General features: G+C 37.5%; 29 protein-coding genes. 8 read left to right on the top strand and 21 right to left on the bottom strand.

The window, feature by feature from the left end; all coding sequences use genetic code 11:
* The first annotated feature begins 85 nt into the window (after window positions 1–85).
* The gene (gene dcm, locus H7U19_RS07405; protein ID WP_186560800.1) at window positions 86–1,354 is read left to right on the top strand and encodes a DNA (cytosine-5-)-methyltransferase; all 1,269 of its coding nucleotides are present in this window, start codon (window positions 86–88) and stop codon (window positions 1,352–1,354) included.
* Between the two features lie 7 nt (window positions 1,355–1,361).
* On the opposite strand, the gene H7U19_RS07410 is transcribed toward dcm, so the two are convergent.
* A complete protein-coding gene (locus H7U19_RS07410) occupies window positions 1,362–2,090 on the bottom strand; it encodes a PmeII family type II restriction endonuclease (RefSeq protein WP_186560801.1) in 729 nt (242 codons plus the stop codon).
* Window positions 2,091–2,109: 19 nt separating this feature from the next.
* Here H7U19_RS07410 and H7U19_RS07415 point away from each other — a divergent pair, with 19 nt between their 5' ends.
* Window positions 2,110–2,592: a very short patch repair endonuclease gene (locus H7U19_RS07415; protein WP_186560803.1), complete on the top strand. Its 483-nt coding sequence runs from the start codon at window positions 2,110–2,112 to the stop codon at window positions 2,590–2,592.
* Here the strand turns inward: H7U19_RS07415 and H7U19_RS07420 are convergent.
* The 4 genes from H7U19_RS07420 to H7U19_RS07435 form a co-directional block, all read right to left on the bottom strand.
* Entirely contained in the window at window positions 2,579–3,349 is a 771-nt protein-coding gene (locus tag H7U19_RS07420; RefSeq protein WP_186560805.1) for a hypothetical protein, read from the bottom strand. The two genes, H7U19_RS07415 and H7U19_RS07420, sit on opposite strands and share 14 nt — an antisense overlap.
* The gene (locus H7U19_RS07425; RefSeq protein ID WP_186560807.1) at window positions 3,349–4,095 is read right to left on the bottom strand and encodes a hypothetical protein; all 747 of its coding nucleotides are present in this window, start codon (window positions 4,093–4,095) and stop codon (window positions 3,349–3,351) included. The genes H7U19_RS07420 and H7U19_RS07425 overlap by 1 nt, the downstream gene beginning before the upstream one ends.
* A 114-nt stretch (window positions 4,096–4,209) precedes the next feature.
* Window positions 4,210–6,300, bottom strand: coding sequence for a S46 family peptidase (locus H7U19_RS07430; RefSeq protein WP_186560809.1), 2,091 nt, complete (start codon window positions 6,298–6,300; stop codon window positions 4,210–4,212).
* A gap of 102 nt (window positions 6,301–6,402) precedes the next feature.
* Complete coding sequence (locus tag H7U19_RS07435) at window positions 6,403–6,675, bottom strand: hypothetical protein (RefSeq protein WP_186560811.1); 273 nt, start codon at window positions 6,673–6,675, stop codon at window positions 6,403–6,405.
* 95 nt (window positions 6,676–6,770) lie between these two features.
* Between H7U19_RS07435 and H7U19_RS07440 the strand changes: the two genes are divergently transcribed.
* Window positions 6,771–7,256 (top strand): DUF1569 domain-containing protein, encoded by a 486-nt coding sequence (locus tag H7U19_RS07440; protein WP_186560813.1) that lies wholly within the window; start codon window positions 6,771–6,773, stop codon window positions 7,254–7,256.
* Here H7U19_RS07440 and H7U19_RS07445 read toward each other — a convergent pair.
* The 5 genes from H7U19_RS07445 to H7U19_RS07465 all read right to left on the bottom strand — a co-directional run bounded on the left by H7U19_RS07445 (window position 7,253) and on the right by H7U19_RS07465 (window position 10,167).
* Window positions 7,253–7,666 carry a DUF3052 domain-containing protein gene (locus H7U19_RS07445; RefSeq protein WP_186560815.1) on the bottom strand — a complete coding sequence of 138 codons (414 nt, stop codon included), beginning with the start codon at window positions 7,664–7,666 and terminating at the stop codon, window positions 7,253–7,255. The two genes, H7U19_RS07440 and H7U19_RS07445, sit on opposite strands and share 4 nt — an antisense overlap.
* Before the next feature lie 96 nt (window positions 7,667–7,762).
* Window positions 7,763–8,023, bottom strand: a complete 261-nt coding sequence (gene rpmA / locus H7U19_RS07450) for a 50S ribosomal protein L27 (protein ID WP_076698461.1) — start codon at window positions 8,021–8,023, stop codon at window positions 7,763–7,765.
* A 25-nt stretch (window positions 8,024–8,048) separates the two neighbouring features.
* A complete protein-coding gene (rplU, locus tag H7U19_RS07455; protein WP_186560817.1) occupies window positions 8,049–8,570 on the bottom strand; it encodes a 50S ribosomal protein L21 in 522 nt (173 codons plus the stop codon).
* Between the two features lie 106 nt (window positions 8,571–8,676).
* Window positions 8,677–9,120, bottom strand: a complete 444-nt coding sequence (locus H7U19_RS07460; protein WP_186560819.1) for a DUF4199 domain-containing protein — start codon at window positions 9,118–9,120, stop codon at window positions 8,677–8,679.
* A 171-nt stretch (window positions 9,121–9,291) separates the two neighbouring features.
* Window positions 9,292–10,167 carry a DMT family transporter gene (locus H7U19_RS07465; RefSeq protein ID WP_186560821.1) on the bottom strand — a complete coding sequence of 292 codons (876 nt, stop codon included), beginning with the start codon at window positions 10,165–10,167 and terminating at the stop codon, window positions 9,292–9,294.
* A gap of 100 nt (window positions 10,168–10,267) precedes the next feature.
* Here H7U19_RS07465 and H7U19_RS07470 point away from each other — a divergent pair, with 100 nt between their 5' ends.
* Window positions 10,268–10,771: a heavy-metal-associated domain-containing protein gene (locus H7U19_RS07470; protein ID WP_186560823.1), complete on the top strand. Its 504-nt coding sequence runs from the start codon at window positions 10,268–10,270 to the stop codon at window positions 10,769–10,771.
* Window positions 10,772–11,022: 251 nt separating this feature from the next.
* Here H7U19_RS07470 and gldD read toward each other — a convergent pair whose 3' ends face one another.
* From gldD to H7U19_RS07485, 3 genes are read right to left on the bottom strand one after another with little or no spacing between them, the layout of a single operon-like run.
* Entirely contained in the window at window positions 11,023–11,610 is a 588-nt protein-coding gene (gldD, locus tag H7U19_RS07475) for a gliding motility lipoprotein GldD (RefSeq protein WP_186560825.1), read from the bottom strand.
* A gap of 2 nt (window positions 11,611–11,612) precedes the next feature.
* The gene (locus H7U19_RS07480; protein ID WP_186560827.1) at window positions 11,613–12,917 is read right to left on the bottom strand and encodes a gliding motility-associated protein GldE; all 1,305 of its coding nucleotides are present in this window, start codon (window positions 12,915–12,917) and stop codon (window positions 11,613–11,615) included.
* A 38-nt stretch (window positions 12,918–12,955) separates the two neighbouring features.
* Window positions 12,956–13,402, bottom strand: coding sequence for a single-stranded DNA-binding protein (locus tag H7U19_RS07485; RefSeq protein ID WP_186560829.1), 447 nt, complete (start codon window positions 13,400–13,402; stop codon window positions 12,956–12,958).
* A gap of 507 nt (window positions 13,403–13,909) precedes the next feature.
* On the opposite strand from H7U19_RS07485, the gene H7U19_RS07490 reads away from it, so the two are divergent.
* Window positions 13,910–14,431 (top strand): carboxypeptidase-like regulatory domain-containing protein, encoded by a 522-nt coding sequence (locus tag H7U19_RS07490; protein WP_186560830.1) that lies wholly within the window; start codon window positions 13,910–13,912, stop codon window positions 14,429–14,431.
* The gene (locus tag H7U19_RS07495) at window positions 14,428–14,817 is read left to right on the top strand and encodes a hypothetical protein (RefSeq protein WP_186560832.1); all 390 of its coding nucleotides are present in this window, start codon (window positions 14,428–14,430) and stop codon (window positions 14,815–14,817) included. The genes H7U19_RS07490 and H7U19_RS07495 overlap by 4 nt, the downstream gene beginning before the upstream one ends.
* Here H7U19_RS07495 and mutY read toward each other — a convergent pair.
* Window positions 14,814–15,851 carry an A/G-specific adenine glycosylase gene (mutY, locus tag H7U19_RS07500; protein ID WP_186560834.1) on the bottom strand — a complete coding sequence of 346 codons (1,038 nt, stop codon included), beginning with the start codon at window positions 15,849–15,851 and terminating at the stop codon, window positions 14,814–14,816. The genes H7U19_RS07495 and mutY overlap by 4 nt on opposite strands.
* Before the next feature lie 143 nt (window positions 15,852–15,994).
* Here mutY and H7U19_RS07505 point away from each other — a divergent pair, with 143 nt between their 5' ends.
* Together H7U19_RS07505 and H7U19_RS07510 are read left to right on the top strand one after the other, a co-directional pair.
* A complete protein-coding gene (locus H7U19_RS07505; RefSeq protein ID WP_042242127.1) occupies window positions 15,995–16,285 on the top strand; it encodes an HU family DNA-binding protein in 291 nt (96 codons plus the stop codon).
* Window positions 16,286–16,595: 310 nt separating this feature from the next.
* Window positions 16,596–18,140 carry an Rne/Rng family ribonuclease gene (locus H7U19_RS07510; RefSeq protein WP_186560836.1) on the top strand — a complete coding sequence of 515 codons (1,545 nt, stop codon included), beginning with the start codon at window positions 16,596–16,598 and terminating at the stop codon, window positions 18,138–18,140.
* A 60-nt stretch (window positions 18,141–18,200) separates the two neighbouring features.
* Here the strand turns inward: H7U19_RS07510 and H7U19_RS07515 are convergent, their stop codons facing one another.
* The 7 genes from H7U19_RS07515 to H7U19_RS07545 form a co-directional block, all read right to left on the bottom strand.
* Window positions 18,201–19,058 (bottom strand): hypothetical protein, encoded by an 858-nt coding sequence (locus H7U19_RS07515; protein ID WP_186560838.1) that lies wholly within the window; start codon window positions 19,056–19,058, stop codon window positions 18,201–18,203.
* Window positions 19,059–19,202: 144 nt separating this feature from the next.
* The gene (locus tag H7U19_RS07520) at window positions 19,203–19,901 is read right to left on the bottom strand and encodes a hypothetical protein (protein ID WP_186560840.1); all 699 of its coding nucleotides are present in this window, start codon (window positions 19,899–19,901) and stop codon (window positions 19,203–19,205) included.
* Complete coding sequence (locus H7U19_RS07525; protein WP_186560842.1) at window positions 19,898–20,593, bottom strand: peptidase M48 Ste24p; 696 nt, start codon at window positions 20,591–20,593, stop codon at window positions 19,898–19,900. Before H7U19_RS07525 ends, H7U19_RS07520 begins: the two co-directional genes overlap by 4 nt.
* Before the next feature lie 122 nt (window positions 20,594–20,715).
* Window positions 20,716–21,756: an aldo/keto reductase gene (locus H7U19_RS07530; protein ID WP_186560844.1), complete on the bottom strand. Its 1,041-nt coding sequence runs from the start codon at window positions 21,754–21,756 to the stop codon at window positions 20,716–20,718.
* A gap of 162 nt (window positions 21,757–21,918) precedes the next feature.
* A complete protein-coding gene (locus tag H7U19_RS07535; protein ID WP_186560846.1) occupies window positions 21,919–22,881 on the bottom strand; it encodes an OmpA family protein in 963 nt (320 codons plus the stop codon).
* Between the two features lie 28 nt (window positions 22,882–22,909).
* The gene (locus tag H7U19_RS07540; RefSeq protein WP_186560848.1) at window positions 22,910–23,671 is read right to left on the bottom strand and encodes an exodeoxyribonuclease III; all 762 of its coding nucleotides are present in this window, start codon (window positions 23,669–23,671) and stop codon (window positions 22,910–22,912) included.
* Window positions 23,672–23,834: 163 nt separating this feature from the next.
* Window positions 23,835–24,248: a hypothetical protein gene (locus H7U19_RS07545; protein WP_186560850.1), complete on the bottom strand. Its 414-nt coding sequence runs from the start codon at window positions 24,246–24,248 to the stop codon at window positions 23,835–23,837.
* Window positions 24,249–24,356 lie beyond the last annotated feature (108 nt).

Below are 24,356 nucleotides of genomic sequence, written 5' to 3' on the forward strand. Positions count from 1 at the left end.
AAACCAGTTTAATAATTAGTCAAATTCTTCTTTTCTAATTAAAAATAACCTCATATATTTATAACCATATATAAGGTTGTATAATATGGTTATAAAAAATTACTATTCTGTTTCCGAGGCCGCAGAAATACTGGGTAAAAACCCTGAAACTTTAAGACGATGGGACAACGAAGATAAGCTAAAAGCTGTTCGTGAGCCCATGAGCAACTACCGGGTTTATAAAAAAGAACAGTTAGAAATATTTCCAGAATTCAAATCTTATTTCAATACCATTGATGTTGGAAATTTTGTAAATCCCCAAAAAGATTATAACGTACTGGAGCTTTTTGCAGGCGCAGGAGGCTTAGCCATTGGCTTGGAACAAGCAGGCATTAAATGCAAGGCATTAAACGAAAATGATAAATGGGCCTGTAAAACATTAAGAAAAAATCGTCCGGAGTGGGATGTGATAGAGGACGATGTTAGAAATATAGACTTCACGGATTTTAATGGTCAAGTCGATATTGTTACTGGTGGCTTCCCATGCCAAGCTTTTAGTTATGCCGGAAAAAAACTAGGGCTTGAAGACGCTCGTGGCACGTTGTTCTATGAATTTGCAAGAGCTGTCCAGGAAACCCAACCAAAAATTTGTGTTGGAGAAAATGTCCGAGGTTTATTGAGCCATGACGGTGGAAAAACTTTAGATGGCATGATTTCAATTTTAGATGAAATAGGATATAATGTGGTAACGCCCGTCAAAGTTTTAAAAGCCATCCATTACAATGTGCCTCAAAAAAGAGAGCGCCTCATTTTAGTAGCCATTAGAAAAGATATTGATATTACATATAACTACCCTAAACCCTTTTCCGAAATATACACTTTAAAAGATGCCCTGAAAAAAGGTAAATTGTTTGAGAAGAATGTTCCAAAATCTGAAGGATCCAAATATCCAGAACATAAAAAAAGAGTTTTAGATTTAGTACCTCCGAAAGGTTATTGGCGGGATTTGCCACTCGATATTCAGAAGGAATATATGCAAAAGAGTTTTTATTTAGGCGGAGGAAAAACAGGAATGGCCAGGCGCATTGGCTGGGACGAACCATGCTTAACCCTTACTTGCAGCCCAGCCCAAAAACAAACCGAGCGATGCCACCCAGACGAAACTAGGCCTTTTACGGTAAGAGAATATGCAAGGATACAAACCTTCCCCGACGAATGGGTTTTCGAAGGTTCGGTATCTCAACAGTACAAACAGATTGGGAACGCAGTACCAGTAAATTTGGCTAAGGAAATTGGATATTCAATTATATCTTTTTTGAACAAAGTAGAGTTAAATCAACTCAAAATAAATGGTGAAAAATTAGTAGCAATTTAGACGCATATTATTTATTGAAAGTACTCGATGGATATACTTCTTCAATTTCTTTTGCCAACTTAGAAATTGCCTGCTCAAGAATTTTGGATCCATCAATTTCAAGGGCAACCTCTCCAACCGCATTGGACAATTTGAAATAAAAGTCCTCTTCTCCAGTAAGATGGAACCAAAACTCTTTTCCAACCATGACTGGAAATTCTTTATGGATGTTCTTGTAATGAGTACTTAATTCATTTTCATTTCCGTATAAAACACCTACCACCATATCACCCAATCTAACATCCAAATTATTTGTTCTAGCCAAATTTTTAACAGCCTGAAAATGGTCTGTCACAGTTTTCACGTCGTCCTTATTTATTGTATTTGGGCCAGATTTAATTTGACAATACTTTTTTCTACCGTCAAGTGCATCAATAAATTCGATATCAATACCCTGAACCACACTACCCATCATTCCATCAAACAATTCTGAAATCATTTTCTGAACTTTACTACCAAAAGTCGTGGTAATCGAAGTGCTTAAAAGCCTTGGGTACAAAAGGGCCTTAGCAAAACTACGTGGAGTGGAATTTCCTTCCAAAAAATTAGCTAAATAGGCCAACAAGAATGGATTTATCTTATATGATTTCAAAGAACTTGCTCTATTAACCGCACCATCAAGGTGAGCATGAACTATTTCATTTCTAAAAAACTCTTTAGCATTATGCAATATTCTTTCTCTTTGAATATCATTCATAATTAATTAATTTTAATTGATGTCAAGTAATTACGAAGATAGCAAAATAAAAGTCCCAAGGTTCAACGAGGAATCCGGTTTTTATACCACTAAAAAACGCTCAAAAATGATGAGCAAAATTAGGGGTAAAAACACAAAACCGGAACTGCTTTTCCGAAAGGCACTTTGGAAAAAAGGGGTGCGCTATCGGGTGGACAGCAAAACCCTTCCAGGGAAACCCGATGTGTCCATCAAAAAATACAGATTGGCCATTTTTATTGATGGGGAATATTGGCACGGCTACAATTGGAACGAACGCAAACCTAAGCTAAAAACCAATCGCGGATTTTGGATCCCGAAAATTGAGCGCAATATGCAACGGGATAAAGAGGTGAATCGGCAGTTGGAAGACCTGGGTTTTACGGTATTCCGTTTTTGGTCAAAAGAAGTAACAAACGATTTAGAAAGGTGTATCAACGATGTGCTAAAATATTTGGATATTGGCGATATTACCATCCAGTAACCAATAATCGTCTTGCACCATTGATACCGCATTTTTGGTAATTATGATAAGCTTTAGCAGCCCGTTCCCGAATTTCCGAGTCAGTTTCACTCAAAACCCAACCATCCAAGGCCCACTTTAAAGTATAGGCTTCGGGAGACATCAATCCAGTGCTCCACAATAAGGGGTTTGCTTTTGTTTCTTCCAAATAGGGTTTGAAATAATCTTTACTAACACAGGCCAGGATGATGGCGTCCCTTTGTTTATTATTTATCGGTTCAAATTCACCTTTAACATCAAATTCCATTAAGCCGTCATGCCCAATGTAAGCCAATAAATTTGAGGCTCCACCAAATTTTAGCCGTTTCGTTCCATGTTCAATGGACACCGTGTTTCTCCCAGCTGTGGCTTCCAAGAAATCTTTAATCGCATTTTTTATATACTGGCCATCATAGGCGTCCGCCAATAAACACGTATTTGCGGTTGAATGTTTAAACAGTACACGTTCTAAAATATGGGGTTGGGGATTTTTTACAGAAGATATAAATACCCAATCTTTGCTACGCTTAAAATAGCTTTTCAAACCAAACATGGCACCCCAATACAAATTATTTTTGGGATCCTGCCCGTTACCCAATTTAGCAGGAACTGGCACAATACCTTGATTGGCGTTATCGCATAAAGCTACGAATACATGCACGGTATTGGTTATTGGTTTTGATTGACAATAAACTGTGCAAAACGTCATCAAGATTGCAGTAAATAGTACTCGCTTCATCAGGAACTTGGGATTATTAATCTTTCATTCAATATCCATTTTCGCATTAAATCTTTATTGGTTGTAATTTCAGCAAAAACGTAATATTTTGAGATAAAACAGGGGGAAGTTTCAGCAAGCTCAATTATCACTTTGTCATCATAATAACTTGAATGCAAAAAGTAAAGCTCATGATCCTTTATCAAAATATAACCTACATGGTTATCCAACCCTACAAAGTAAATTCCATCATCATAAATCATATTCAATTTGCGCTTTAAATCATTAAAAGTCACATTTGAAAATTGTTTTAATTCATTTTTTGCTTGCAAAACCAGTGCTTCTATTAAACCAGCTTGTTGTGCCATCTTATAGCGGTTCAAGTTAAACCCCAAATGTTTCAAAGTTGTAGACACGAAATAACCGCAGGCAATGTGCCCCTCATTGGGTGTATTGGTATGCCCGTTAAAATCCCAGCCAGTACCGTACCAATGTGGGACTAAATTATTTAGTAATTCATTGTAAAGAAAATTGGAAGCGCTGTCTATTGCCTTATCAGGCGCTTCAATATACAATTCTCTGAAGCCAGCTCTTTTGGAAAGAATATTAGTTTTCAAAACGGCGTAGTCCCCTGTTTTGTTAAAATTAATGCCTAATTTTAAACTATCTAAAATCGGGAAATCGACAAATTTTTTCTTTACAGTAGCCAATTGAGGTATGTTTTCAATAGCTTCGGTTTTTTTAGTTTCATGGCAACCAAAAAACATAATTAAAATCGATATGAGCACTACTGACCTAATAAAAATGGGGTTGAATTATTATCATAACTCAAACCCATCAAACAATATTGTTTAGCGAAAGTGTTTGCAGGTATGTTTAACCTAATCGCTTTTTGGATGTACCAAGTGCATTTCATCAACAAGATGCTTGGCTCCAGCAAATTTATCAATGACGAAAAGAACATACCTTAAGTCTACCATGATATTTCTACATATCTCAGGATCATAGTAAATATCGCTCATTGTACCTTCCCAAACGCGATCAAAGTTTAAACCCACCAGATTTCCTTCAGCATCAATAGCTGGGCTTCCGGAATTACCTCCAGTGGTGTGGTTTGTACCAAGGAAACATACTGGCAATTTGCCATCTTTATCGGCGTATTGGCCATAATCATTTGTGCTGTATAACGCTCTTAACTTTTCTGGCACATCAAATTCGTAATCGCCAGGAATATATTTTTCTATCACACCGTCCAAAAAAGTCGTAGGATGATAGTACACAGCATCTCTAGGCGAATATCCTTTTACTTTCCCATAAGTAACCCGCAAGGTACCATTAGCATCAGGGAAATAAGGTTCCTCAGGCATAACATCCATGAGTGCAGCCATGTATTGTTTTTGAATTTCATTTATTTGAGTATTAATTTCCTGAAATTTAGGCTCAATGTTCATAAAAAATTCCAAAACCATTGGTTTGGCATATTTGTAGGCCGGATCGGCATTTAATTTCTTTAAAACGGTTTTAGAATTGCCTTCCAATAATTCCAGTGCCTTATCCAAATCTGTAAACGCTGTTTGGTCATAAATTGAAACATCAACATCTGTTGTATACAATGGCATCACAGCTTCAAACACACCCCTATCCAAATCTACATTATAATTTTTATGAATCCCTTTTAATCTATTGATCATTGCCGTTCTGGCCTTTTCAAAAGCTTCTTTCCCATTGCCAGTTGCATTCTCCATTTGCGCCATACGGAACATCATTTGCATGAGCTCATTGGTTCTTAAAAACACCTCAATGAAACTATTCCTTTTGACATTTACAGCCTCAAATTGCCCATAAAGCTGTTCAAATTCCGATAGGATTTCACCATATTCGGCGGTCTTCCCTTGGGCTTTCAATGCCTTTGTAAACTCATCCTGAAATTCATTCTTAATTTGAATTGCCCCACTGCGCCGGATACCTTGATTTTCACCAATCCATTTTTTCCAGGAATTGGCCATTCGGGCCTGCTTAGAGGCATATTGAATTCGTATTTCATCATTTTGTTTCATGTACCCATCAATTACTTTCAAAGCTGCCTCCCGAATGGCTATTCTCGCAGGGTTCAATTTTTGGGTAATCTGCTCAATGGCTACTGCTGGCAAATATTCATTGGTACGGCCCGGGAAACCAAAAACCATTGTAAAATCATTTTCTTCAACACCATCTAATGAAATTGGAAAGAAATGCTTGGGCGTGTAAGGCACGTTTTTTTCACTGTAAGTCGCCGGCCTATTATTTTCATCCGCATAAATCCTAAAAAGAGAAAAGTCTCCTGTGTGTCTTGGCCAAACCCAATTATCGGTATCGCTACCAAACTTACCGATACTGGACGGCGGGGCACCAACCAGGCGAATATCATCAAACCGCTCCGTAACAAACAGAAAATATTGATTTCCTTTGAAAAAGGGTTTAATCTTTATTCCCTGCCATGCTTCTTTCTCTACCCGTTTTTCAACCTTGTTTCGGTTAATGTCAATTTTTGATTGTCGTTCTTTTGAATTCAAGTCGTCCGTTACGCCTTCAAGTACCGCTTCGGTTACGTCCTCTATCCTCACAATAAACTCTACAAACAGGCCTTTATTTGGGATTTCGTCCTTTAAAGACATGGCCCAAAAACCGTTTTTTGTATAATCATTTTCTAATGAAGAGTGGGATTGAATTTGGCTATAACCACAATGATGATTTGTAAGGAGCAATCCTTTGGGAGAAATAACCTCACTCGTGCATCCCCCGTTAAAGTGTCCTGTAGCATCCTTAAGGCTTGAGTTGTTAATATCATAAATATCCTTTGCGGATAATTTACTGCCCAAATTTTGCATTTCAGTTTCATTCATCCCCTCTAACAAAGAAGGAATCCACATCCCGCCTTGTTGGGCAGACACCTGAAAAACAATAAAAAACAAAAGAAGTTTAAGAAATCGCATAGTTTCTTTTTTATCAAGGTAAAGATAAAAAAGATACTATAGGAATTATTGCTTAAGGCGTGTTAAAAAAAGAAAGTATTTAGGGCTATAAAAAAGAAGTATTTACTCGTCCACCAAATCTTCTTCAAAATACCACCAAAGGCTGGAATCAATGGATTGTTTCATTTTATTAATATCCACGTCCTCCTTTAAGAACACGGTAATATTTTCATTGCTTCTGTTCTGTCCGATACTTTCCCGAATTTCAATCTCTTCAATTTCCTTGAAATGCTCCAAATGCTTTTTCACACGTGCGTCCAAAGATTCGTCGCTCAAGAAAATCTTGATGGTAGGTTGCGTCGGGGAATTCCTTATTTCTGATCTAAATGGTAGCATAAGCACAAATTTTAAAGTCAAACATGGTCATAAATTGCAAATGCAATACCCTAAAGTTAATAATTTATTTTCATTTTATATCACTAAATTAGAGCATGGAATGTAAAAAAACGGAGCGGGTGCACCAACTCTTACAAGAAATTGAGGCGCATATTCCTTTTAAGGACAAAAAGAATACGGCGGTATCCCAGGTTACGGTGGGCTGGCAATTGGATCATGCGCTAAAAGTAGTCAATGGTATTACGGGTGTTTTAGCCAGAACCAACAAAAAACCTTTTAAAAAGGATTTTAATCTTACGAGGTTAGTTTTGTTTGGATTAAACTTCATCCCAAGGGGAAGAGCTAAAGCCCCTAAAATTGTTCTACCCCCAGAGAGCATATCCGAAACAGAGCTCCTCGCTCAAGTTGAAAAAGCAAAAACTCAGCTAGAAAACACCAAAGCATTAAAAGAAACGGCTCACTTTAAACACCATATTTTCGGTATGCTTTCTAAAAAACAAGCGATGCGATTTTTGGAATTGCACACCAACCATCACCTGAAAATTGTTCGTGAGATTTTGAAAAAACAAGAAACTGTTTAAATTCGATCTTCTTTTCGGTACACAAATTTCAGTCCACTCCAATCTTTATCAATTGCGGCTACTTTTACATCTACCAACTTTATTTCATTCAGCATATAGGTTCGGATAATATCCCTGTTCAAATCTGTTGGGATATTTGATTTCCCTTTGGGCCAACTCACCCAAATCAACCCATTCTTTTTAAGTAGAAGTTTCAATTTTGGAAGTTCAGATTTCAGGTCATCCATTGTTTTGAAAAAGGCGTGGATAAAATCTACTTTCTCCTTTTTGGGGTTCTGGGCTTCAATTATGTTTTCCGGTAAGTCATGAAATAACATATAGTAGTTTTTGGGTGGATGTACCACATAAATTTGGAATCCATTTTTAATGCCCAACTTTTTTGCCAATGGCGTTCCAGAATAGCCTTCCATATATTTTACAATTAAACTGCCTTAAATATAGTAAACCCCAAATAAAAAACCCTCTCTGGAAACAGAGAGGGTTTTAACTTTTTAAAGAAAAGTTTCTTACGCCTCAAAAGGCTCAATAGAAACATAAGATTTGTTATCTTTTTTCTTTGTGAATTTTACGATACCATCAACTTTGGCATGTAATGTATGATCTTTAGAAGAATATACATTTTCACCTGGGTGGTGCGTATTTCCTCTTTGTCTTACGATAATGTTTCCAGCAATTGCTGCTTGTCCACCAAAAATCTTAACCCCAAGGCGTTTCGATTCTGATTCTCTACCGTTTTTCGAACTTCCGACTCCCTTTTTATGTGCCATTTTATTTCGATTTTATATTGTTAAACTAGCTTAAAGCTGCAATTAAATCTGCTTTTTTCATTGAAGAAATCCCTTCAATACCTTTAGCTTTAGCCATCTCCTTCAATTGAGCAACGGTTAATTTGCTTAAATCTTGAGTTTCCTCAGCTTTTGGGGCAGCAGTTTCAGCCTTAGCTTTCGGTGCTTCTTTTTTCGCTTCTTTCTTTGCCTCAGCCTTCTTAGCTGGCTTAGCTCCAGAAGCTACAATGTTTTCAATTACGATTTCAGATAAATACTGACGGTGTCCGTTCTTTACGCGGTAACCTTTACGTCTTTTCTTCTTGAAAACTATCACCTTGTCTCCTTTAAGGTGTTTTAAGACTTTTGCACTTACCTGTGCTCCGTCTATAGCCGGGGCGCCAACAGTTACTTTGTCACCATCTCCAATTAAAAGAACGTTATCGAAACTTACTTTCTTACCTTCTTCTGTCTGTAAACGATTAACAAAAACTTTTTGGTCTTTCTCAACTTTGAATTGATGCCCTGCTATCTCTACAACTGCGTACATAGCGTAACGTTTTTATTAATTAATTTTATTAAAAAACCGCCCTAATTCGTTTAAGGCGGGTGCAAATATACTTCTAATTAATTAATCTACAAACGTTTTGTCCGTTTTAGGCTAAATTATTACTCCTCTTAAATAATTGCATTACAGTGAGCGATGCCACTACAGACGTGGACAGCCCCATAATCGCCACTACGAATACGATCATGCCTATGTTGGATTTAAAACCCCAATGAATATTGTCTAAAAGTGCAGGTAAAAAGCTTGGGCTTATTTCGGTTGCATAAAACAGAAAGAAAAAGGTAAATACCAATGTAGCGATAGACCCCGTAACCACCCCTATTTTGAATCCTTCACCATAAGAAAAAGCCCCAGGATTTTCCAGTTTGCTCAATCTAATGGCCTCATAAATACCGAATAACGTAATAGCGGCATTTACCAAACTAAAAGCTGGATTAATGTGCTTATTAAAAAGCGCCAAAACTAAAAAATAGGCAATTAAAACTGCGCTGGTAACTAAACCGAACCGAATGGGAAGTATTAAATTTTTCATCTGTTTGAATTTTTTTTGGTTGTGATTTCAGATGTGATTTTTGGTTTGAAACATGTTGAAATTAAATGAAGAAATAGGGCTACTGTTTCAAAAAATTGAATCAAACACTTCTTAAATTTCGGGAAAAAAAATGACTTTTAATAATTTATTGCCCCAATAATTACTTTAGGACTACTTTCTTTTATTGGCAAGATACACCCCCAATAAGATAATTATGGTTGCTAAAGCTTGGAGTGATCCAAATTTTTCGCCATCCAAAATCCCCCAAAAAACGGCCACAATGGTCATTAAATAGGTAACAGATGAAGCAAACACCGGCGTGGCAATATGCACCAATTTGTTGAACAACACCTTTGCTATGGCCGTACCAAATAAGGATAAAATCAACATATAAAATAATGCCGGTTTCAGATTTGGGGAGGTCAGCACCGCTTCCTCAAAAAAACCGGAGGCTACCAAAATTACAAGTGAAGGAATGATAATGGCCGCAAAATTCCCCACGGCTATGGTCAAAGCATTCATGTTTTGCAAATATCGTTTCAGGATGTTAACACTCGCCGCATACATAAAAGTGGCGATAACGACGAAAATGGCATACAAATAATTTTGACTGGGATTGATGGACGCCCCGTTAAAAATCAACATCAACGTACCCAATAGCCCGATAAACACACCCATTACCTGCCGTTTGGTAGATTTTATTCTAAACACGAATACACCTAAAATTATCGTATTTAATGGTACTAATGAATTTAATATTGAGGCGACTGCACTATCGATTTCTGTTTCCGCGAAAGCGAAGAGAAAAGCAGGAAAAAAAGTCCCCAAAAGCCCAGTAAGAATCACCCATTTCCAATCTTTTAAGGCAATAGACCTTATTCTTTTGAATGCAACAATAAACAGAAAAAAAGCAGTAAAAATGATTCGGATAGCACCCAACTGTACAGGGGTTAACCCAACCAATCCCTTCTTTATCAAGATGAACGAACTGCCCCAAATTATGGAAAGAATGATTAGATATAACCATTTTAAATGAGCTGAAGGCATAAACGATCACTGTTATATTTATCACAAAAGTGTAATTTTTTAAAACAATAACTACCATTATTTAGTAGTTTTGTATCCATAAGTTTTAAACAAAACAAATATGAAAACCATAACATATCTTTTAGGAATTTGCTTGATGGCATTTGTTATTGTTAATTGCAAAAACAGCACAAATCCCGAAGTAAAAACTATAGAGGTTGAAACTGCTTCTACTAAAGAAAAAGACCCAAACGCTACTTACGCGAAGGCCGAATTTACTGTTGACGGCATGACCTGCGCCATTGGATGTGCGGCTACCATCGAAAAGAAAATTGCCAAAATGGAAGGTGTAACCTATGCCAAAGTAGACTTTGACAAACGATTAGCCATGGTGGAATATGACGAAGCCAAAGTAAACCCTACATCATTGGAAAACACCGTAACCAGCGTGGCCGATATTTATAAGGTAAGCGACATGAAAACGGTTGATGATTTTTCTGGTCAAAAAAGCGAGGCAAAAAAGACGGCATGCAAAGCAGACTGCAAAAAAGACTGTTGCAAGGCAGAAAAAAAAATGGCTTGCGCTGCCGATTGCAAAAAGGAATGTTGTGCTAAAAAAGCTTAAGTCCCCGAACTTTGTTTCCCGTCCCGTCCCGATAGCTATCGGGAGCTATCGGAATCACGGGAATGACAGTTTAAAAGGAATCAACGCAAAAGCGTTAAGTGTTTTTTAAATTAAGTATTGAAATTATAAAGCTCTCCTGAAACGGGGAGCTTTTTTATTGCCAGCTTGGATAACCTATGAATGTCACACTGAGCGCAGTCGAAGTGCTTTTTCAACATCTTCCATGGCAATAAATCCAAAACACAGACCAATCATTCCCACTCCACCGTCTCCATAATCCGCTTGATATCTTTAATCAGATGGTTGGCAGCAGGCAAAATAGAATCGTAATTGGGCTTCGCTTTGAAATAAAGGGAGCCAGTTAAAAAATGATTCACACTATCAGTTACATAAAACTGCGCAGGCGACGCAGCATTGCCTTTTACTTCCGACAGCATACCGTAAACCTTCCGTTGTGCATTTTCATAAGGATAGGCAGGGATTTCATCAGCTTTTTTGGTATGCTCTAAAGTTAGTTTTTGGGCATCGCGCAGAAAATCATTTAAGTTTTTATCATCGCCTTCAATAGCTTTATACGTCAAGAAAAGGGTGGCCTTCAACGGTTTGTAATCCAAATTGGCACCATAACTCTCGGTGGTGCTCGGAAGAGGTTTTACTAAGACACCATCAACCAAACTGCTCATTTCAAAAGCAACAGGCATTTTTGAAAATTTATGTGTTTTATAAGTAACCTCAGGATAATCCAACCTTAAATACGCTTTTGGTTTTGGCACATAATCCTCATTACAGGAAACCAACATCAACATAATCACCAATATAAAGGAAAACTGTATCTTCATAATTAAACTATTGTCACTTTTACGCGCTTGATGCGCTTTTTGTCCATCGCTTCAATAGTAAAAACGTAATCTTTGAAAAATATTTTGGATTGCAGTTTTGGGAAACTACCCGAAATTTCCAAAACAAAGCCAGCAATGGTTTCGGCCTCCCCTTTCTCCTCTTCAAAAACAGAATCGTCTTCCAACTTGATGACTTTATAAAAATCCTTTAGTGCAGTTTTGCCCTCAAACACGTAGTTGTTGTCATCAAGCTTGGAGTAATTCAAATCCTCATCATCAAATTCATCACTGATATCACCAACTATTTCTTCAATAATATCCTCCAAGGAAATCAGCCCTGAGGTGCCACCGTACTCATCTACAACAACGGCCAAGTGCACCTTCTTCTCTTGAAATTCGGCCATCAAATCATCCAGTTTTTTATTCTCCGGGACGAAGAAGGGTTCACGTAATAACTTTACCCAATTAAATTGTTTTCGATCTAAATAGGGCAATAAATCCTTCACATAAAGAATGCCTTTTATTTGATCTATATTGTCTTCGTAAACCGGAATTCTCGAATATCCATTTTCAGCAATTTCAGGTAGGATTTCGATGTATTTCTGTTCGGTGTTTAAAGCGAAAATATCAATCCGTGGGCGCATCACTTGTTTGGTATCTGTATTACCGAACGACACGATACCTTGTAGAATTTTCTTCTCTTCTTTTGAAGTGTCACCATGGTCGGTAAGTTCCAAGGCATGGGACAATTGATCCACGCTTAAATTAGACTTTTGTCGTCCCAACTTACTATGAATGGCCAATGTTACGCTTCTCATCGGCAAACTTATTGGCGATAATAGCACATCCAATACTTTTAGGGGATAGGCCATAACACTTGCAAATTTCATGTTGTTTCTACTAGCATAAATCTTCGGTAAAATTTCCCCGAACAATAAAATTAGAAACGTCACGACGATGACTTCCAAAATAAACTTTACTGTCGGGTTCGTCACATTCCCAAACAGGGTATCCCCCAAATAGGCAAACAAAATCACCACAGCAATATTTATAAAATTGTTCGCTACTAAAATGGTGGCCAACAGTTTTTTGGGGCGTTCCAATAATTGTAATATTATTTTGATATGCTTGGCCTCGGTTTCAGCGGTGTTATCTATGTCCGTTCTTGACAATGAAAAAAGCGCCACCTCAGCGCCAGAAATCAGTGCGGAACAGCACAAGAGCAAAAACAGCAATACAAATCCAAAAACAATTGAAACATCAATTGCTAAAATGAAAGTGAATAAACTCGGGGGTTCAGGGTCCAAATACTTTGGTTTTAGTTAAACTTTTGATGCGGTTTCCATTAGAAGGGAAGATCATCATTATCATCAGCAATCGGAGGATTGGCATTTGGTTCGCTAACAGCAGAATTGGATTGCGCGGACGTATTTGAGGCATTGCTTCCACTTTCGCCTTTAGGCGTTAAAAAGGTAAAATCCGTACACTGTATTTCGGTAGAGTATCTATCGTTACCTTGCTCGTCCGTCCATTTTCGGGTTTTTATACGCCCCTCCACATATATTTTATCGCCTTTGCTTAAATATTTTTCGCAAATCTCAGCACCTTTATTGCGCACCACAATGTTATGCCATTCGGTATTGGTAATACGCTCGTTGGTTTGCTTACTCATATAGGTTTCACTAGTGGCCAAAGGAAACCGCCCAATACAGCCACCACCTTCAAAATAATGCATTTTTACGGCATCGCCTAAATTCCCAATGAGCATCACTTTATTTAAACTTCCTGACATGATTCTTTGATTTAAGAGCGCAAAAATACGCATTCGTAATTCATAGTTCTAAAATTAGTAAAAAAATAAGAATAATTTAAGGCAAGTTCATTTTTTGGGCGTTACCCCGACGCTTACGGTTGGGGTCGGGCCTGCCTGCCGGCAGGCAGGCTTTCACTACTCGCTCCCTCCTCCGTCGGGGAGCTCAAACAGGCCGTTCAATCCCTAACGCGGACCTATCCGCCAGCTTTTGGCTAACCCAAACATCCCTACAATTCTAGAAATACTTAAAAGCAATGCATATTAAAAAAGCCTTTCGCTCAATGAAAAGCATAATTCACTCAATTGAACTTTAACTAGTTGAAAAACAAAATTATATTTGAAGAACTAAACATTAACTAGTGGATTTCAAAATAGTGCTTTATTCTTTCAGATAGCAGTCTATTTTTGCTAGATTTACTTTTTGGAGCACAGACACTCGCTTAACATTTCGCAATGAAAACATAACCGATATTTTTATAAACCCATTTGAAGAAATTACATTACATATTAATAATTATTTCCTTTGGTTGTACAAATACTACATTCAGTCAAGTCAGTGGGAAAATATTGATGGATTCAATGGCATTACCCGGAGTTACTATTAAATTCAAACAATCAAATGAAGGTGTTCGGTCAGATTTTGACGGAAATTTTTCCTTACCTTTTGAATCCAGAGCTAAAAATGATGTTTTAGTTATTTCATACATCGATTTGTCATTAGAAATCAGAAATATTGATTTCAATAAAGGGAGTATAAATATTGGAAGTTTTGAGATGCCATCCTTCAAATATATTTCGACAGAGAACTATGAGAAACTCTCTGATGTAGAAAAAGAAAATTGCCATCCAACTTATTGTTGGGGGCAATTATTGGGATACTATTACACTAATAAACTTGAAAAGGAATATTTAAAATTGAATTGCAAAGAAAAAATTACGGAATTTGAATTTAATCCGAATACAAAAACCATATTGGTCGATTGGGATTTAATAAAAGCCTGTAAATGATAACTAATGACAGAACTCAAGAAATAATTAATCGTTTCGAAAATTCTTGGGATGAAACTATTGCGAGATATGAAATGCTCATTAATAATGGAGGTTTTGACAAGTGGATTCCCATACTTGATTTGATAGTTGAAATGAAAAAAAGTAATCAATGGCAATATTTCAGAATCGGGACATCAATGCTCACTTTAATCTTTTCTCGTTCCGTGAATTTTGGGTTACGGATGGACCAAAAGCACGTAAAAATAGAAACCTTGAATTTTAATGATTATGAAGTCTCGTTTCGTGATGGATATAAACTATATCGTGAATATAGAATATCCAATTTAAAAGACGTTCGTCTAACTAAATTATTGAGAACGTTGAAAGACACATTAATTGACTAAAACTCAAACCCCTCAATAAACTTCCCGATCAAAATAGGCACCGGATAACTCTGAATATCATCAATAGAAATCCCATTGGAAACATTGTCCGTTTTTACAATCCAAAACAAAGTATTCAAATGCTGATGGGATAATTTATGGATTTTTGGGGTATCATTATATTGATACAAGTCAAACCTTTTATTTTTCAAAAGATGATGGGTTTTGGCTTTTTCAAAAAACGCATCATAATCCAAAATCTTATCGGTTTCAATCAAAGGAAATTGATATAGATTTTGCCAAATGCCCTTGCCTTTACGTTGTTCCAAAACCGTCTGTTTGTCTTCTGATAGAAACACCAAAAAATTAAAACAACGCTGTTTTACTTTAAGCTTTTTCAACTTTACGGGTAGTTGGTCAATGGTACCTTTGGTAAATGCCGCACAGGTTTCCTGAAACGGACAAAACATACAATCGGGATTTTTCGGCCGGCACTGTTTTGCGCCAAATTCCATAATCGCCTGATTAAAGGTTGCCGGGTTCTGAGGATCGATAAGTTCCTGGGCCAAGGCCTTAAATTCTTTAGTACCTTCGGTCGAATTTATGGCCGTTTCAATCCCAAAATATCTGGACAGGAACCGATACACATTGCCGTCCACCACGGCAGTAGGTTCGTTAAAACAAATGGATGCAATGGCACTGGCTGTATAATCGCCCACGCCTTTCAATTTCAAAAGTCCTTTATAGGTATTGGGAAAGACTCCATTCAGTTCGTTAGCGATATATTTTGCTGTAAAATATAGGTTGCGTGCCCGGGAATAATACCCCAAACCTTGCCATAGTTTTAGCACCTCGTTTTCATCGGCATTTGCAAGCTCAAAAACCGTTGGAAATTCGTCAACAAAAGCTTCATAATATGGTAGCCCCTGTTTGACCTGTGTTTGCTGCAAAATAATTTCAGAAAGCCAGATTCGGTAAGGTTCTTGTGTTTTCCTCCACGGGAGATTTCTCTTATTACCTGAATACCAGCGTATTAAAATTTCAGAAAAAGACATGCATTAGCGTTCTACGAAGTGCTAAAATAAACGTTTATTATCTTAAATTTTAATGATTTAGGTTTGATTTATTGAAATTTAAATGCATATATTTGCATCCCTTTCAAAAGTATTAGTAGTAACAAATATTAAAATTTTAAAACATGACGAAGGCTGATTTAGTAGCAAAAATTTCAGAGAAACTGGGAATTGAAAAAGGAGATGTTCAAGCAACTGTTGAAACATTTATGGAAGAAGTAAAAACTTCATTGGAAAGTGGAGACAACGTGTACTTGAGAGGTTTTGGAAGCTTCATCATCAAAACGAGAGCTGAAAAAACGGGTAGAAACATCTCAAAAAACACTACTATTAAGATTCCAGCTCACAACATTCCTGCATTTAAACCTGCAAAAGTTTTTGTTGAGGGCGTTAAAACTAACGTGGAAGTAAAATAAAACAACAATAATTTTAAAAGACACTATTTATGCCAAGTGGTAAAAAACGCAAGAGACATAAGGTAGCGACGCACAAAAGAAAAAAACGTAGGCGCGCTAACCGTCACAAAAAGAAAAAATAGATAGAAAAAGTAGTTAGAGAAGCTACTTTTTTTATTTGAAAATCCCCCAAAAAGGATTTCTAAAAAAATTACAAGTTCTTTGAAATGAGTTCTAAAAAAAGGACTCCACGGCAATCCCGATAATTATCGGGACCTGTGTAAAAATTAAGTTTAATCCTCCCGATATTTATCGGGAAAAAATTAACACAATGGATAAAGAATTGATTATTCGATCTAATTCAGAAGCTGTTGATTTTGCCTTATTAAAAGATGGAAAACTTATTGAATTGCAAAAGGACGAGGACGATAACAATTTTTCGGTTGGCGACGTGTTTATCGCCAAAATACGAAAAACGGTTCCGGGACTAAATGCCGCATTTGTTAATGTGGGTTATGATAAAGATGCATTTTTGCACTACCATGATTTAGGGCCCAAATTGCCTTCCCTTTTAAAATTCACAAAACGTGTAAGCACAGGTAAACTAAAAGATTTTTCTTTAAAAAACTTCCCATTTGAAAAGGATATTGACAAAAACGGCAAAATTGCCGATGCACTCAAATCCAATCAATCGCTATTAGTACAGATAGTAAAGGAACCTATATCCACCAAAGGTCCTCGGATTACTTCAGAGTTGTCCGTAGCCGGTAGATATATTGTTTTAATGCCTTTTTCCAACCGGATTTCTATCTCTCAAAAGATAGAATCGCGCGAAGAGAAAGACCGCTTAAAACGACTGGTAAAAAGTATCACGCCCCAAGGGTTTGGTATCATAGTCCGTACTGTAGCACAAGGCAAAAAAGTAGCCGAATTAGATAAAGATTTACAGAATTTGCTCCATCGATGGAATGCAATGTGTAAAAAACTGTACAGAGCACATCACCCCAGTAAGGTATTGGGAGAAATGAATAAGGCCTCCTCAATTTTGAGGGACATATTCAATGACACCTTTACTGGTATCACGGTTGATGACGAAACACTGTACTACCAAATTAAAGATTACTTGCAAGAGATTGCACCAAAGAAAGAATCAATAGTTAAATTGTATCAATCCAAGGTTCCGATTTTTGAAAAATTCGGGATTGAAAGACAGATCAAAACTTCTTTTGGAAAAACCGTTTCCATGACAAAAGGTGCCTATTTGGTAATTGAACACACTGAAGCCCTCCATGTTATTGACGTAAACAGCGGTAACAGATCTAACAAATCAAACAACCAAGAGGAAACAGCTTTAGAAGTCAATATGATATCAGCTACGGAAATTGCCCGCCAACTGCGGTTGCGCGATATGGGCGGCATTATCGTAATTGATTTTATTGACATGACAAGGTCTGAAAACAGGCAGAAGCTGTTCAATCACCTTCGTGATGAAATGAAGGACGATAGGGCAAAACACAAAATACTGCCCCCAAGTAAATTTGGACTGATACAGATTACAAGACAACGGACACGCCCAGAAATGAATATAAAAACCCGAGAGGAAAATCCCGACGGTTTAAACGGTTCTGAAGTAGAAGCACCAATAGGAATAGTGCAGAAAATCAACCAAGATCTTGAAAGACTATTTAAAAAAGACTATAAAAAGGTGACCTTAAACACACATCCTTTTATAGCGGCCTTTTTGACTAAAGGCTTTCCATCTGTTCGTTCTAAATGGTTTTTAGAACACAAAAAATGGGTTAAAGTTTTACCCCGAGATGCTTACACATATTTAGAGTACCACTTTTTTGATAAAGATGGTAACCTGATTAAATAATTGAAAAAGCCCCTAGATTTTAAAATCTAGGGGCTTTTGTTTTTTTAGTACTTGAAAAACTTATGGACAGACTTGGTTTTCGCCCGCACTGTCCCAGCATCGCCAATCGGTATCGCCAAAATAATATTCGGCCATAACCCTACCAAGGTGGTTTGCCCTACTCCATTCAATATCCGCATTCACAAATTGCCCAGAATTGGTATCGTAAGCATAGACATCGTAAAACGCATCATAAGTACCCAACTGAAGTCCATAGTTGATATAGCTGTTTTTGAACTTATCCACTTGGCGCTCATTGTTCAGTTCTCTAACGTAGGTATACTTGATATCACCTATTTCTTCATTTTGAACCTCCCAATCAATCCGTAACAGATCTTCTGGGAAATCTGAACTATGGTTTAGCAACCAATAGCCACTTTTTCCATCAGTTTTTGATACTCCAGAGAACCAGACGAATTCTTCAAAAGCATTAATACCTGTTCGCGTAACATACATGGTCCAGAGCACTTCATTTCCGACCAGTTGTCCAGTAAGTCGCGCCGAATACTGTCCCGTAAATCCATCAACGGTATAAGCCCATTCCCAAGTTGCATCACCTTTATATTCGGCCTGATGCCTAAGGGCCGTTCTAAACGAAGCTACTGGCACTGCTAAGGTAGTTACCAAACTTGTATGCCAAACGCCCACAACCACAGCGGCGTATGCCCAGTTACTTTTATCTACGCTCTCGGATAGCTTATTACCCGCAGGTTTTGTGGTATTTTCAAAACCACTGAAATCCATCACCATCGAGGCTTCGGGGGGCAAGGTTGGTGCGATTAAACTCTCTTCTCCATCTTCATTGTTCGTAGTACATGAGGCCAAAACAAACAAAGTAATACACAGAAACGATTTTAATAAGAAGGTTTGTGTTTTCATTGTATTTAATTTAGTTAAACTTGTTGTAGGGATAACGCACAAATGATACCGTTATTGGAATAATTGTTGGAAAAAGTCCTAAAACGACACATTTCTTTGAAAAAAAGCCAGAAGTATTCGATGAAATGCAATATTACCCTTGAGCTAGGAATCGTTGCTCCGAAGCAACAACCACATATACAAACATCCGAGAAATGCGATAAGCATTTCTACAAGTTCGGAAAGCCTTTGAACACCAGTACTTAACTGTTGAGAAATTGGATAAAAGTCATCATAGACATCAAAAACTGAAATTACTATAATAACTATTACGAAGGAAATTAGCACATAAGGTACTGCAACACGTTGAAAGAATTTATTCCGGTTAAGCCCAATGCCAACGAGCCCGGCCAAACCAAAAAGAAGCCTTAAAATTTCCGACTTTCCCTGGAAAGTTGAAATATTGTGAACGGTAAGCTCATTTTGTGCATTCATACCTCCCATCCACTCGGGCGTTTCAAATTTTAAAAACTGCTGTCCCCAAGAAATCTCTTCCATGGCAATGATGAAAAAGGCAATGGAAATAAGGACGATAAGCCATTTCAAGACCTTATTTTGAGCTCTTTGGTGAAATTTTAAGCTCAGTTTAAGACCTAAAATGCACCCAACCATAAAGGCCAAAAATGTCAAGTTTTCAACTAACGAATTCTCCTTGAGCAAAAACAAGGCTAAGCGTCTGGTTGGATTCAATCCCAAGAATAGAGCAAAAATTGCCGTAATGCCATAAGGAAACCAATAGAGGAGGCGGACAGTGGTCTGAGCCAATTTAAATTTTGAAGAAATATCCGTTACGTTCAATATCATTTACCTTTAACCTTTAACTTTAGTGGTTTTAAATTGGTTAGGCCCATAAAATCCAATAGTCCATAAATAAACAGAATTAGACCAAGCATTTCTAAGCTTTCTTCTATGGTAAAAAAGACCATGTAAGTTCCAATATATTGATAATCACCAAATTCATTAACATAATTTGCCGCAATCATTTCCATACCAATAGCACCAGAAACAAATAGAATACCAGCTAAAATCATAATAAGTGTGGTTCTTTTTGGCAAGGCTAACAAAAACTTAGTGAATGCTATTAATACTAATATAGACACTACCGCATAGGGAATAACCCATGCAAAATGGAAATAACCCGTTGCTCCAAAAATATTTCTCATGGAATAATTGAACAATTCATGTATGGATATGGCTTCGTCCAAAGCCAAAAAAAAGAAAATAATGGATAGTGCTAACCAATGCAACTTGTATTTAGATTTTTTATTTCTACCTATAAGAAATAACAATGTTGCTGAAAGCAAGAAAAGACCTGTGGAGAAGAATGCAGGTAAGTTTTGCTCCAAATCAAAACTGAATATTCTAACAATACTCTTTTCGTACACATACCCTTTCTCAAGAATAAGGTATATGCCCAACAAATTCCCGATTAATAGCAAAATAAAGGCAAAAAGCAAGAATTTGAAGACTTGGTTGGGTTTTAGGGTCAGCTTCATTTAGGACTAAAGTAACAAAAAAAGGTAATAATCCTACAACAAAAACCAATAAGTCTAAACTCTTTGGCAATTATTCCTTTTTGAAACCTGAATTAATTTCAAGCAAACAGCACCAAATTCCCTTAAGGTGCAGGATTAGGAATAGCATTATGCACAGCATTAATAGCATCCAACACCTCATCACTTAAATCGACCTCTATACTATCAATATTCTCTTTAAGTTGCTCTAAAGTGGTGGCTCCAATGATATTACCGGTCAAAAAGGGTTGTTGATTGATGAAAGCCAATGACATTTGGGTTAAGGTCAAACCATGCTTCTTGGCTATTTCGAAATACCTCTCCGTAGCTTCCAAGGCCTGCGGACTGTTGTAGCGTCCAGCAAATCGCGGGAACAAATCAAATCTTGAACTTTTTGGTAGTTTCCCACCAATGTACTTTCCAGAAAGTGATCCAGAAGCTAATGGCGAATATGCCAAAAGCCCTATGTTTTCGCGTATAGATAATTCCGCTAAATCGCCTTCAAAGGTTCGGTTCAATAAGGAATATGCATTCTGAATAGTTCTTACCCTTGGCAAAATATTAGTCTTTGACTCTTCTAAATACCGCATCGTACCCCATGCTCTTTCGTTAGAAATTCCTATTTCCCTAATTTTACCTGCTTTTACAAATCCATCCAAGGTTTGCAGGATTTCATTAAAGTTATCCTCCCATGGGTCATTTGGGTTATGTGTATAATCGCGTGGCCCAAAAAAATTGGTTTGTCTTTCTGGCCAATGCAATTGATATAAATCAATGTAATCGGTTTTTAGGCGTTTTAAACTATTATTTAATGCCTGATTGAGTGCATCTGCACTAAATCCATTCGATCGCACATGGGCTGTATATGAACCGGGGCCACAAATTTTGGTGGCCAATATTATCTTATCCCGATTCCCGGTTGATTTAAACCAATTGCCAATAATTCTTTCAGTTTCGGCATAAGTTTCAGCATTGGCAGGTACTGGATATAATTCCGCAGTATCAAAGAAGTTTACACCTTGGCCCAATGCATAATCCATCTGTTTAAAACCTTCGTCTTGGGTGTTTTGGTTGCCCCAAGTCATGGTACCAAGGCATATTTTACTGACTTTGATATCGGTTCCGGGTATTTTTGAGTATTTCATTTTAGATGATTAGAAATATTAGAACTCTTAGATTTCTTGGCGAAGTGTAAAGATAAAAAACCGTTAAAAGCTTCTTTGGTCATCAACGGTTTTTTTGTGAAATATTTTCATTAGAGAAATTACTGCATTACGCTTGAGGTTAATTCGCAGTAACTGACTCTTTTATTGCTCATTCAACAATCGCGTCAGCTCATCCAACTTAGGTGTTAAAATCACTTCAATACGTCTGTTTTTGGCCCGGCCAACTTCAGTATCGTTTGTGGCAATAGGAGCGTACTCACCGCGTCCGGCAGCAGTTAAATTTTCAGGATTGATGGCTGTATTTTCCCTGAGAATATTGACTATTGCCGTTGCCCGTTTTGTGGACAAATCCCAGTTACCAGTTAACTGTCCAGAACCTTGATATGGCACGTTATCGGTGTGGCCTTCAATCAATACGGCAATATCCGGGTTTTCAGCCAAAACGCTTCCAAGACTTTGTACCGCAGTTTTTCCACTGGAATTTACGGCCCAACTTCCCGATTCAAAGAGGAGCTTATTTTCCATGGATACATAAACTTTGCCTCCCCGCTGTTCCACGGTAAGGCCTTTGCCTTCAAAATCCGTCAATGCCCTAGAAATTGCATTTTTCAACTGGGTCATCGCCGCATCTTTTGAAGCAATTACATTTTCCAATTCAGCAATGCGATTAGAGCGTTCCTCTAAAGCTTTCTTTAGTTTTTCCAATCGCTCATTCTCAGCCGCTAAAGCTTGCTCCTTGGCTTCAAGCTGAGCCAAAAGCTCTCGGTTCTTCTTTGAATTTTTGGTAATGGCGTCGGAACTGTTCTTTTCCAGTGCAGCGTATGACGCTTTTAGGTTATCCAAGTTCGTTTTTGCGGCGTTATATTCACTTTGCAAGCGGTCGCGCTCCGCAACGGCCTCGTTGTAGGCGTCCTGTAATTGTTTAAGTTCATTTTCAGCGGCATTTTTACCCGCTAAAAGCGATTCGTTTTCTTTGGACAGCTTTCTGTTTTCCTGTTTCAAAGTAGCGTATTTGCTCTCTAAATCCTTGTACACTTTTGGCGATACACAAGAGGTAACGAACGCCAACGTCATGATAACTAATAGACTATTTTTAATGTTCATTTGGGTTGTTTTTAATTGACTTTATTCTTTAATTTTCTATTTCTAATAAAATGGGGCAATGGTCGCTATGCACTGCTTCGGTAAGTATAACGGCTCTTTTGATATTTTCTTGTAACGGCTCGGAAACCATGGCATAATCCAAACGCCAACCTTTATTGTTGGCGCGTGCGTTGGCACGATAACTCCACCAGCTGTATTCTTGCCGTTCTGGATTTATGTATCGAAACGAGTCAATAAAACCACTATCTATAAAACTACCAATCCACTCCCGTTCCACCGGTAAAAACCCGGATACGCCTTTCATTTTTGGGTTATGGATATCTATTTCTTCGTGACAGATATTGTAATCACCGCAAATCACCAAGTTTGGGATTTCGATTCTCAAATCGTTCACGTAATCTTGAAACATATCCATATAATCCAACTTGTGCTGCAATCTGGCATCATTCGTCCCCGAGGGTAAATACAGACTCATCACAGAGACGCCATCAAAATCTGCCCTTAAATTCCGCCCTTCAAAATCCATCGACTCAATCCCCGTACCGTATTCCACATGATTGGGTTCAATCTTGCTCAAAATAGCCACACCACTATAGCCTTTCTTTTGTGCACTAAACCAATATTGATAGGTATAACCTGCATCTTCAAACAGGCTCAAATCCAACTGCTCTTTCATCGCTTTGATTTCCTGCAAACAAATCACATCCGGATTTGCGCTTTTTAACCAATCGATAAAACCTTTATTTATTGCGGCCCGGATGCCATTGACGTTATAGGATATGATTTTCATTAATATTCTTTATTTAATCTTTTCTTTTTTGGGCGTTCCCCTTTCGGGTCGGGCTTTCCGTTACAAGTCCTCGCGCCCTTTTAGTGGGGCGCTGTGGGCTTTCCTCTGCAATCCCTAACGCGGGCAGTTTCGCCATCTACAATGCTTACATAAAAGTCATCGCTTATTTGAAATCAACACACAGGTTCTGAAGATAATCTAAAAAGTCATTATAAACTCCTTCGTAACTTTCAAAATCTCCACCAGAATCGATAAGACCGAATGTCCAATTATTTTCCGTATCGTACGCTTGACATTCTCCTCCAAAATCATCCCCTACAATTAATTTCCCTTTTAACTCTGAGGCCGTCTCCGGATCATATATCTCTTCGGGCTCTGTTAAAACATGAATAGAATAATGACTATCACCAATTGTTCCATATCCGAGCTCATTATATGGATATTTTAAATTAGGTGGTAATTCAGAGTATCTTTCCTCAATATCCTTTATCCATTCTTCCTTCACAACATCAAATTGAGATTTAGGAAAAGTGTTTTGAATAAGTTTAATTATATTCCTTGTATTTATCATTTCCATATAAACTATTCTGTGATAGCTAAAATAAATAATACGTTACTTTTACACGATAAATAACCAAAGGAGTTTTAACGAATTCTATTAACAAAATATTTTAGACGTATCGCA

This window comes from Hyunsoonleella aquatilis, assembly GCF_014270105.1.
Lineage (GTDB): Bacteria > Bacteroidota > Bacteroidia > Flavobacteriales > Flavobacteriaceae > Jejuia > Jejuia aquatilis.

Excerpts from the sequence above, each read along its gene's own strand:
- dcm (WP_186560800.1), top strand. The coding sequence starts at position 86 with ATGGTTATAAAAAATTACTATTCTGTTTCCGAGGCCGCAGAAATACTG.
- H7U19_RS07410 (WP_186560801.1), bottom strand. The coding sequence starts at position 2,090 with ATGAATGATATTCAAAGAGAAAGAATATTGCATAATGCTAAAGAGTTT.
- H7U19_RS07415 (WP_186560803.1), top strand. The coding sequence starts at position 2,110 with ATGTCAAGTAATTACGAAGATAGCAAAATAAAAGTCCCAAGGTTCAAC.
- H7U19_RS07420 (WP_186560805.1), bottom strand. The coding sequence starts at position 3,349 with ATGAAGCGAGTACTATTTACTGCAATCTTGATGACGTTTTGCACAGTT.
- H7U19_RS07425 (WP_186560807.1), bottom strand. The coding sequence starts at position 4,095 with ATGTTTTTTGGTTGCCATGAAACTAAAAAAACCGAAGCTATTGAAAAC.
- H7U19_RS07430 (WP_186560809.1), bottom strand. The coding sequence starts at position 6,300 with ATGCGATTTCTTAAACTTCTTTTGTTTTTTATTGTTTTTCAGGTGTCT.
- H7U19_RS07435 (WP_186560811.1), bottom strand. The coding sequence starts at position 6,675 with ATGCTACCATTTAGATCAGAAATAAGGAATTCCCCGACGCAACCTACC.
- H7U19_RS07440 (WP_186560813.1), top strand. The coding sequence starts at position 6,771 with ATGGAATGTAAAAAAACGGAGCGGGTGCACCAACTCTTACAAGAAATT.
- H7U19_RS07445 (WP_186560815.1), bottom strand. The coding sequence starts at position 7,666 with ATGGAAGGCTATTCTGGAACGCCATTGGCAAAAAAGTTGGGCATTAAA.
- rpmA (WP_076698461.1), bottom strand. The coding sequence starts at position 8,023 with ATGGCACATAAAAAGGGAGTCGGAAGTTCGAAAAACGGTAGAGAATCA.
- rplU (WP_186560817.1), bottom strand. The coding sequence starts at position 8,570 with ATGTACGCAGTTGTAGAGATAGCAGGGCATCAATTCAAAGTTGAGAAA.
- H7U19_RS07460 (WP_186560819.1), bottom strand. The coding sequence starts at position 9,120 with ATGAAAAATTTAATACTTCCCATTCGGTTCGGTTTAGTTACCAGCGCA.
- H7U19_RS07465 (WP_186560821.1), bottom strand. The coding sequence starts at position 10,167 with ATGCCTTCAGCTCATTTAAAATGGTTATATCTAATCATTCTTTCCATA.
- H7U19_RS07470 (WP_186560823.1), top strand. The coding sequence starts at position 10,268 with ATGAAAACCATAACATATCTTTTAGGAATTTGCTTGATGGCATTTGTT.
- gldD (WP_186560825.1), bottom strand. The coding sequence starts at position 11,610 with ATGAAGATACAGTTTTCCTTTATATTGGTGATTATGTTGATGTTGGTT.
- H7U19_RS07485 (WP_186560829.1), bottom strand. The coding sequence starts at position 13,402 with ATGTCAGGAAGTTTAAATAAAGTGATGCTCATTGGGAATTTAGGCGAT.
- H7U19_RS07495 (WP_186560832.1), top strand. The coding sequence starts at position 14,428 with ATGATAACTAATGACAGAACTCAAGAAATAATTAATCGTTTCGAAAAT.
- mutY (WP_186560834.1), bottom strand. The coding sequence starts at position 15,851 with ATGTCTTTTTCTGAAATTTTAATACGCTGGTATTCAGGTAATAAGAGA.
- H7U19_RS07505 (WP_042242127.1), top strand. The coding sequence starts at position 15,995 with ATGACGAAGGCTGATTTAGTAGCAAAAATTTCAGAGAAACTGGGAATT.
- H7U19_RS07510 (WP_186560836.1), top strand. The coding sequence starts at position 16,596 with ATGGATAAAGAATTGATTATTCGATCTAATTCAGAAGCTGTTGATTTT.
- H7U19_RS07515 (WP_186560838.1), bottom strand. The coding sequence starts at position 19,058 with ATGAAAACACAAACCTTCTTATTAAAATCGTTTCTGTGTATTACTTTG.
- H7U19_RS07520 (WP_186560840.1), bottom strand. The coding sequence starts at position 19,901 with ATGATATTGAACGTAACGGATATTTCTTCAAAATTTAAATTGGCTCAG.
- H7U19_RS07525 (WP_186560842.1), bottom strand. The coding sequence starts at position 20,593 with ATGAAGCTGACCCTAAAACCCAACCAAGTCTTCAAATTCTTGCTTTTT.
- H7U19_RS07530 (WP_186560844.1), bottom strand. The coding sequence starts at position 21,756 with ATGAAATACTCAAAAATACCCGGAACCGATATCAAAGTCAGTAAAATA.
- H7U19_RS07535 (WP_186560846.1), bottom strand. The coding sequence starts at position 22,881 with ATGAACATTAAAAATAGTCTATTAGTTATCATGACGTTGGCGTTCGTT.
- H7U19_RS07540 (WP_186560848.1), bottom strand. The coding sequence starts at position 23,671 with ATGAAAATCATATCCTATAACGTCAATGGCATCCGGGCCGCAATAAAT.
- H7U19_RS07545 (WP_186560850.1), bottom strand. The coding sequence starts at position 24,248 with ATGGAAATGATAAATACAAGGAATATAATTAAACTTATTCAAAACACT.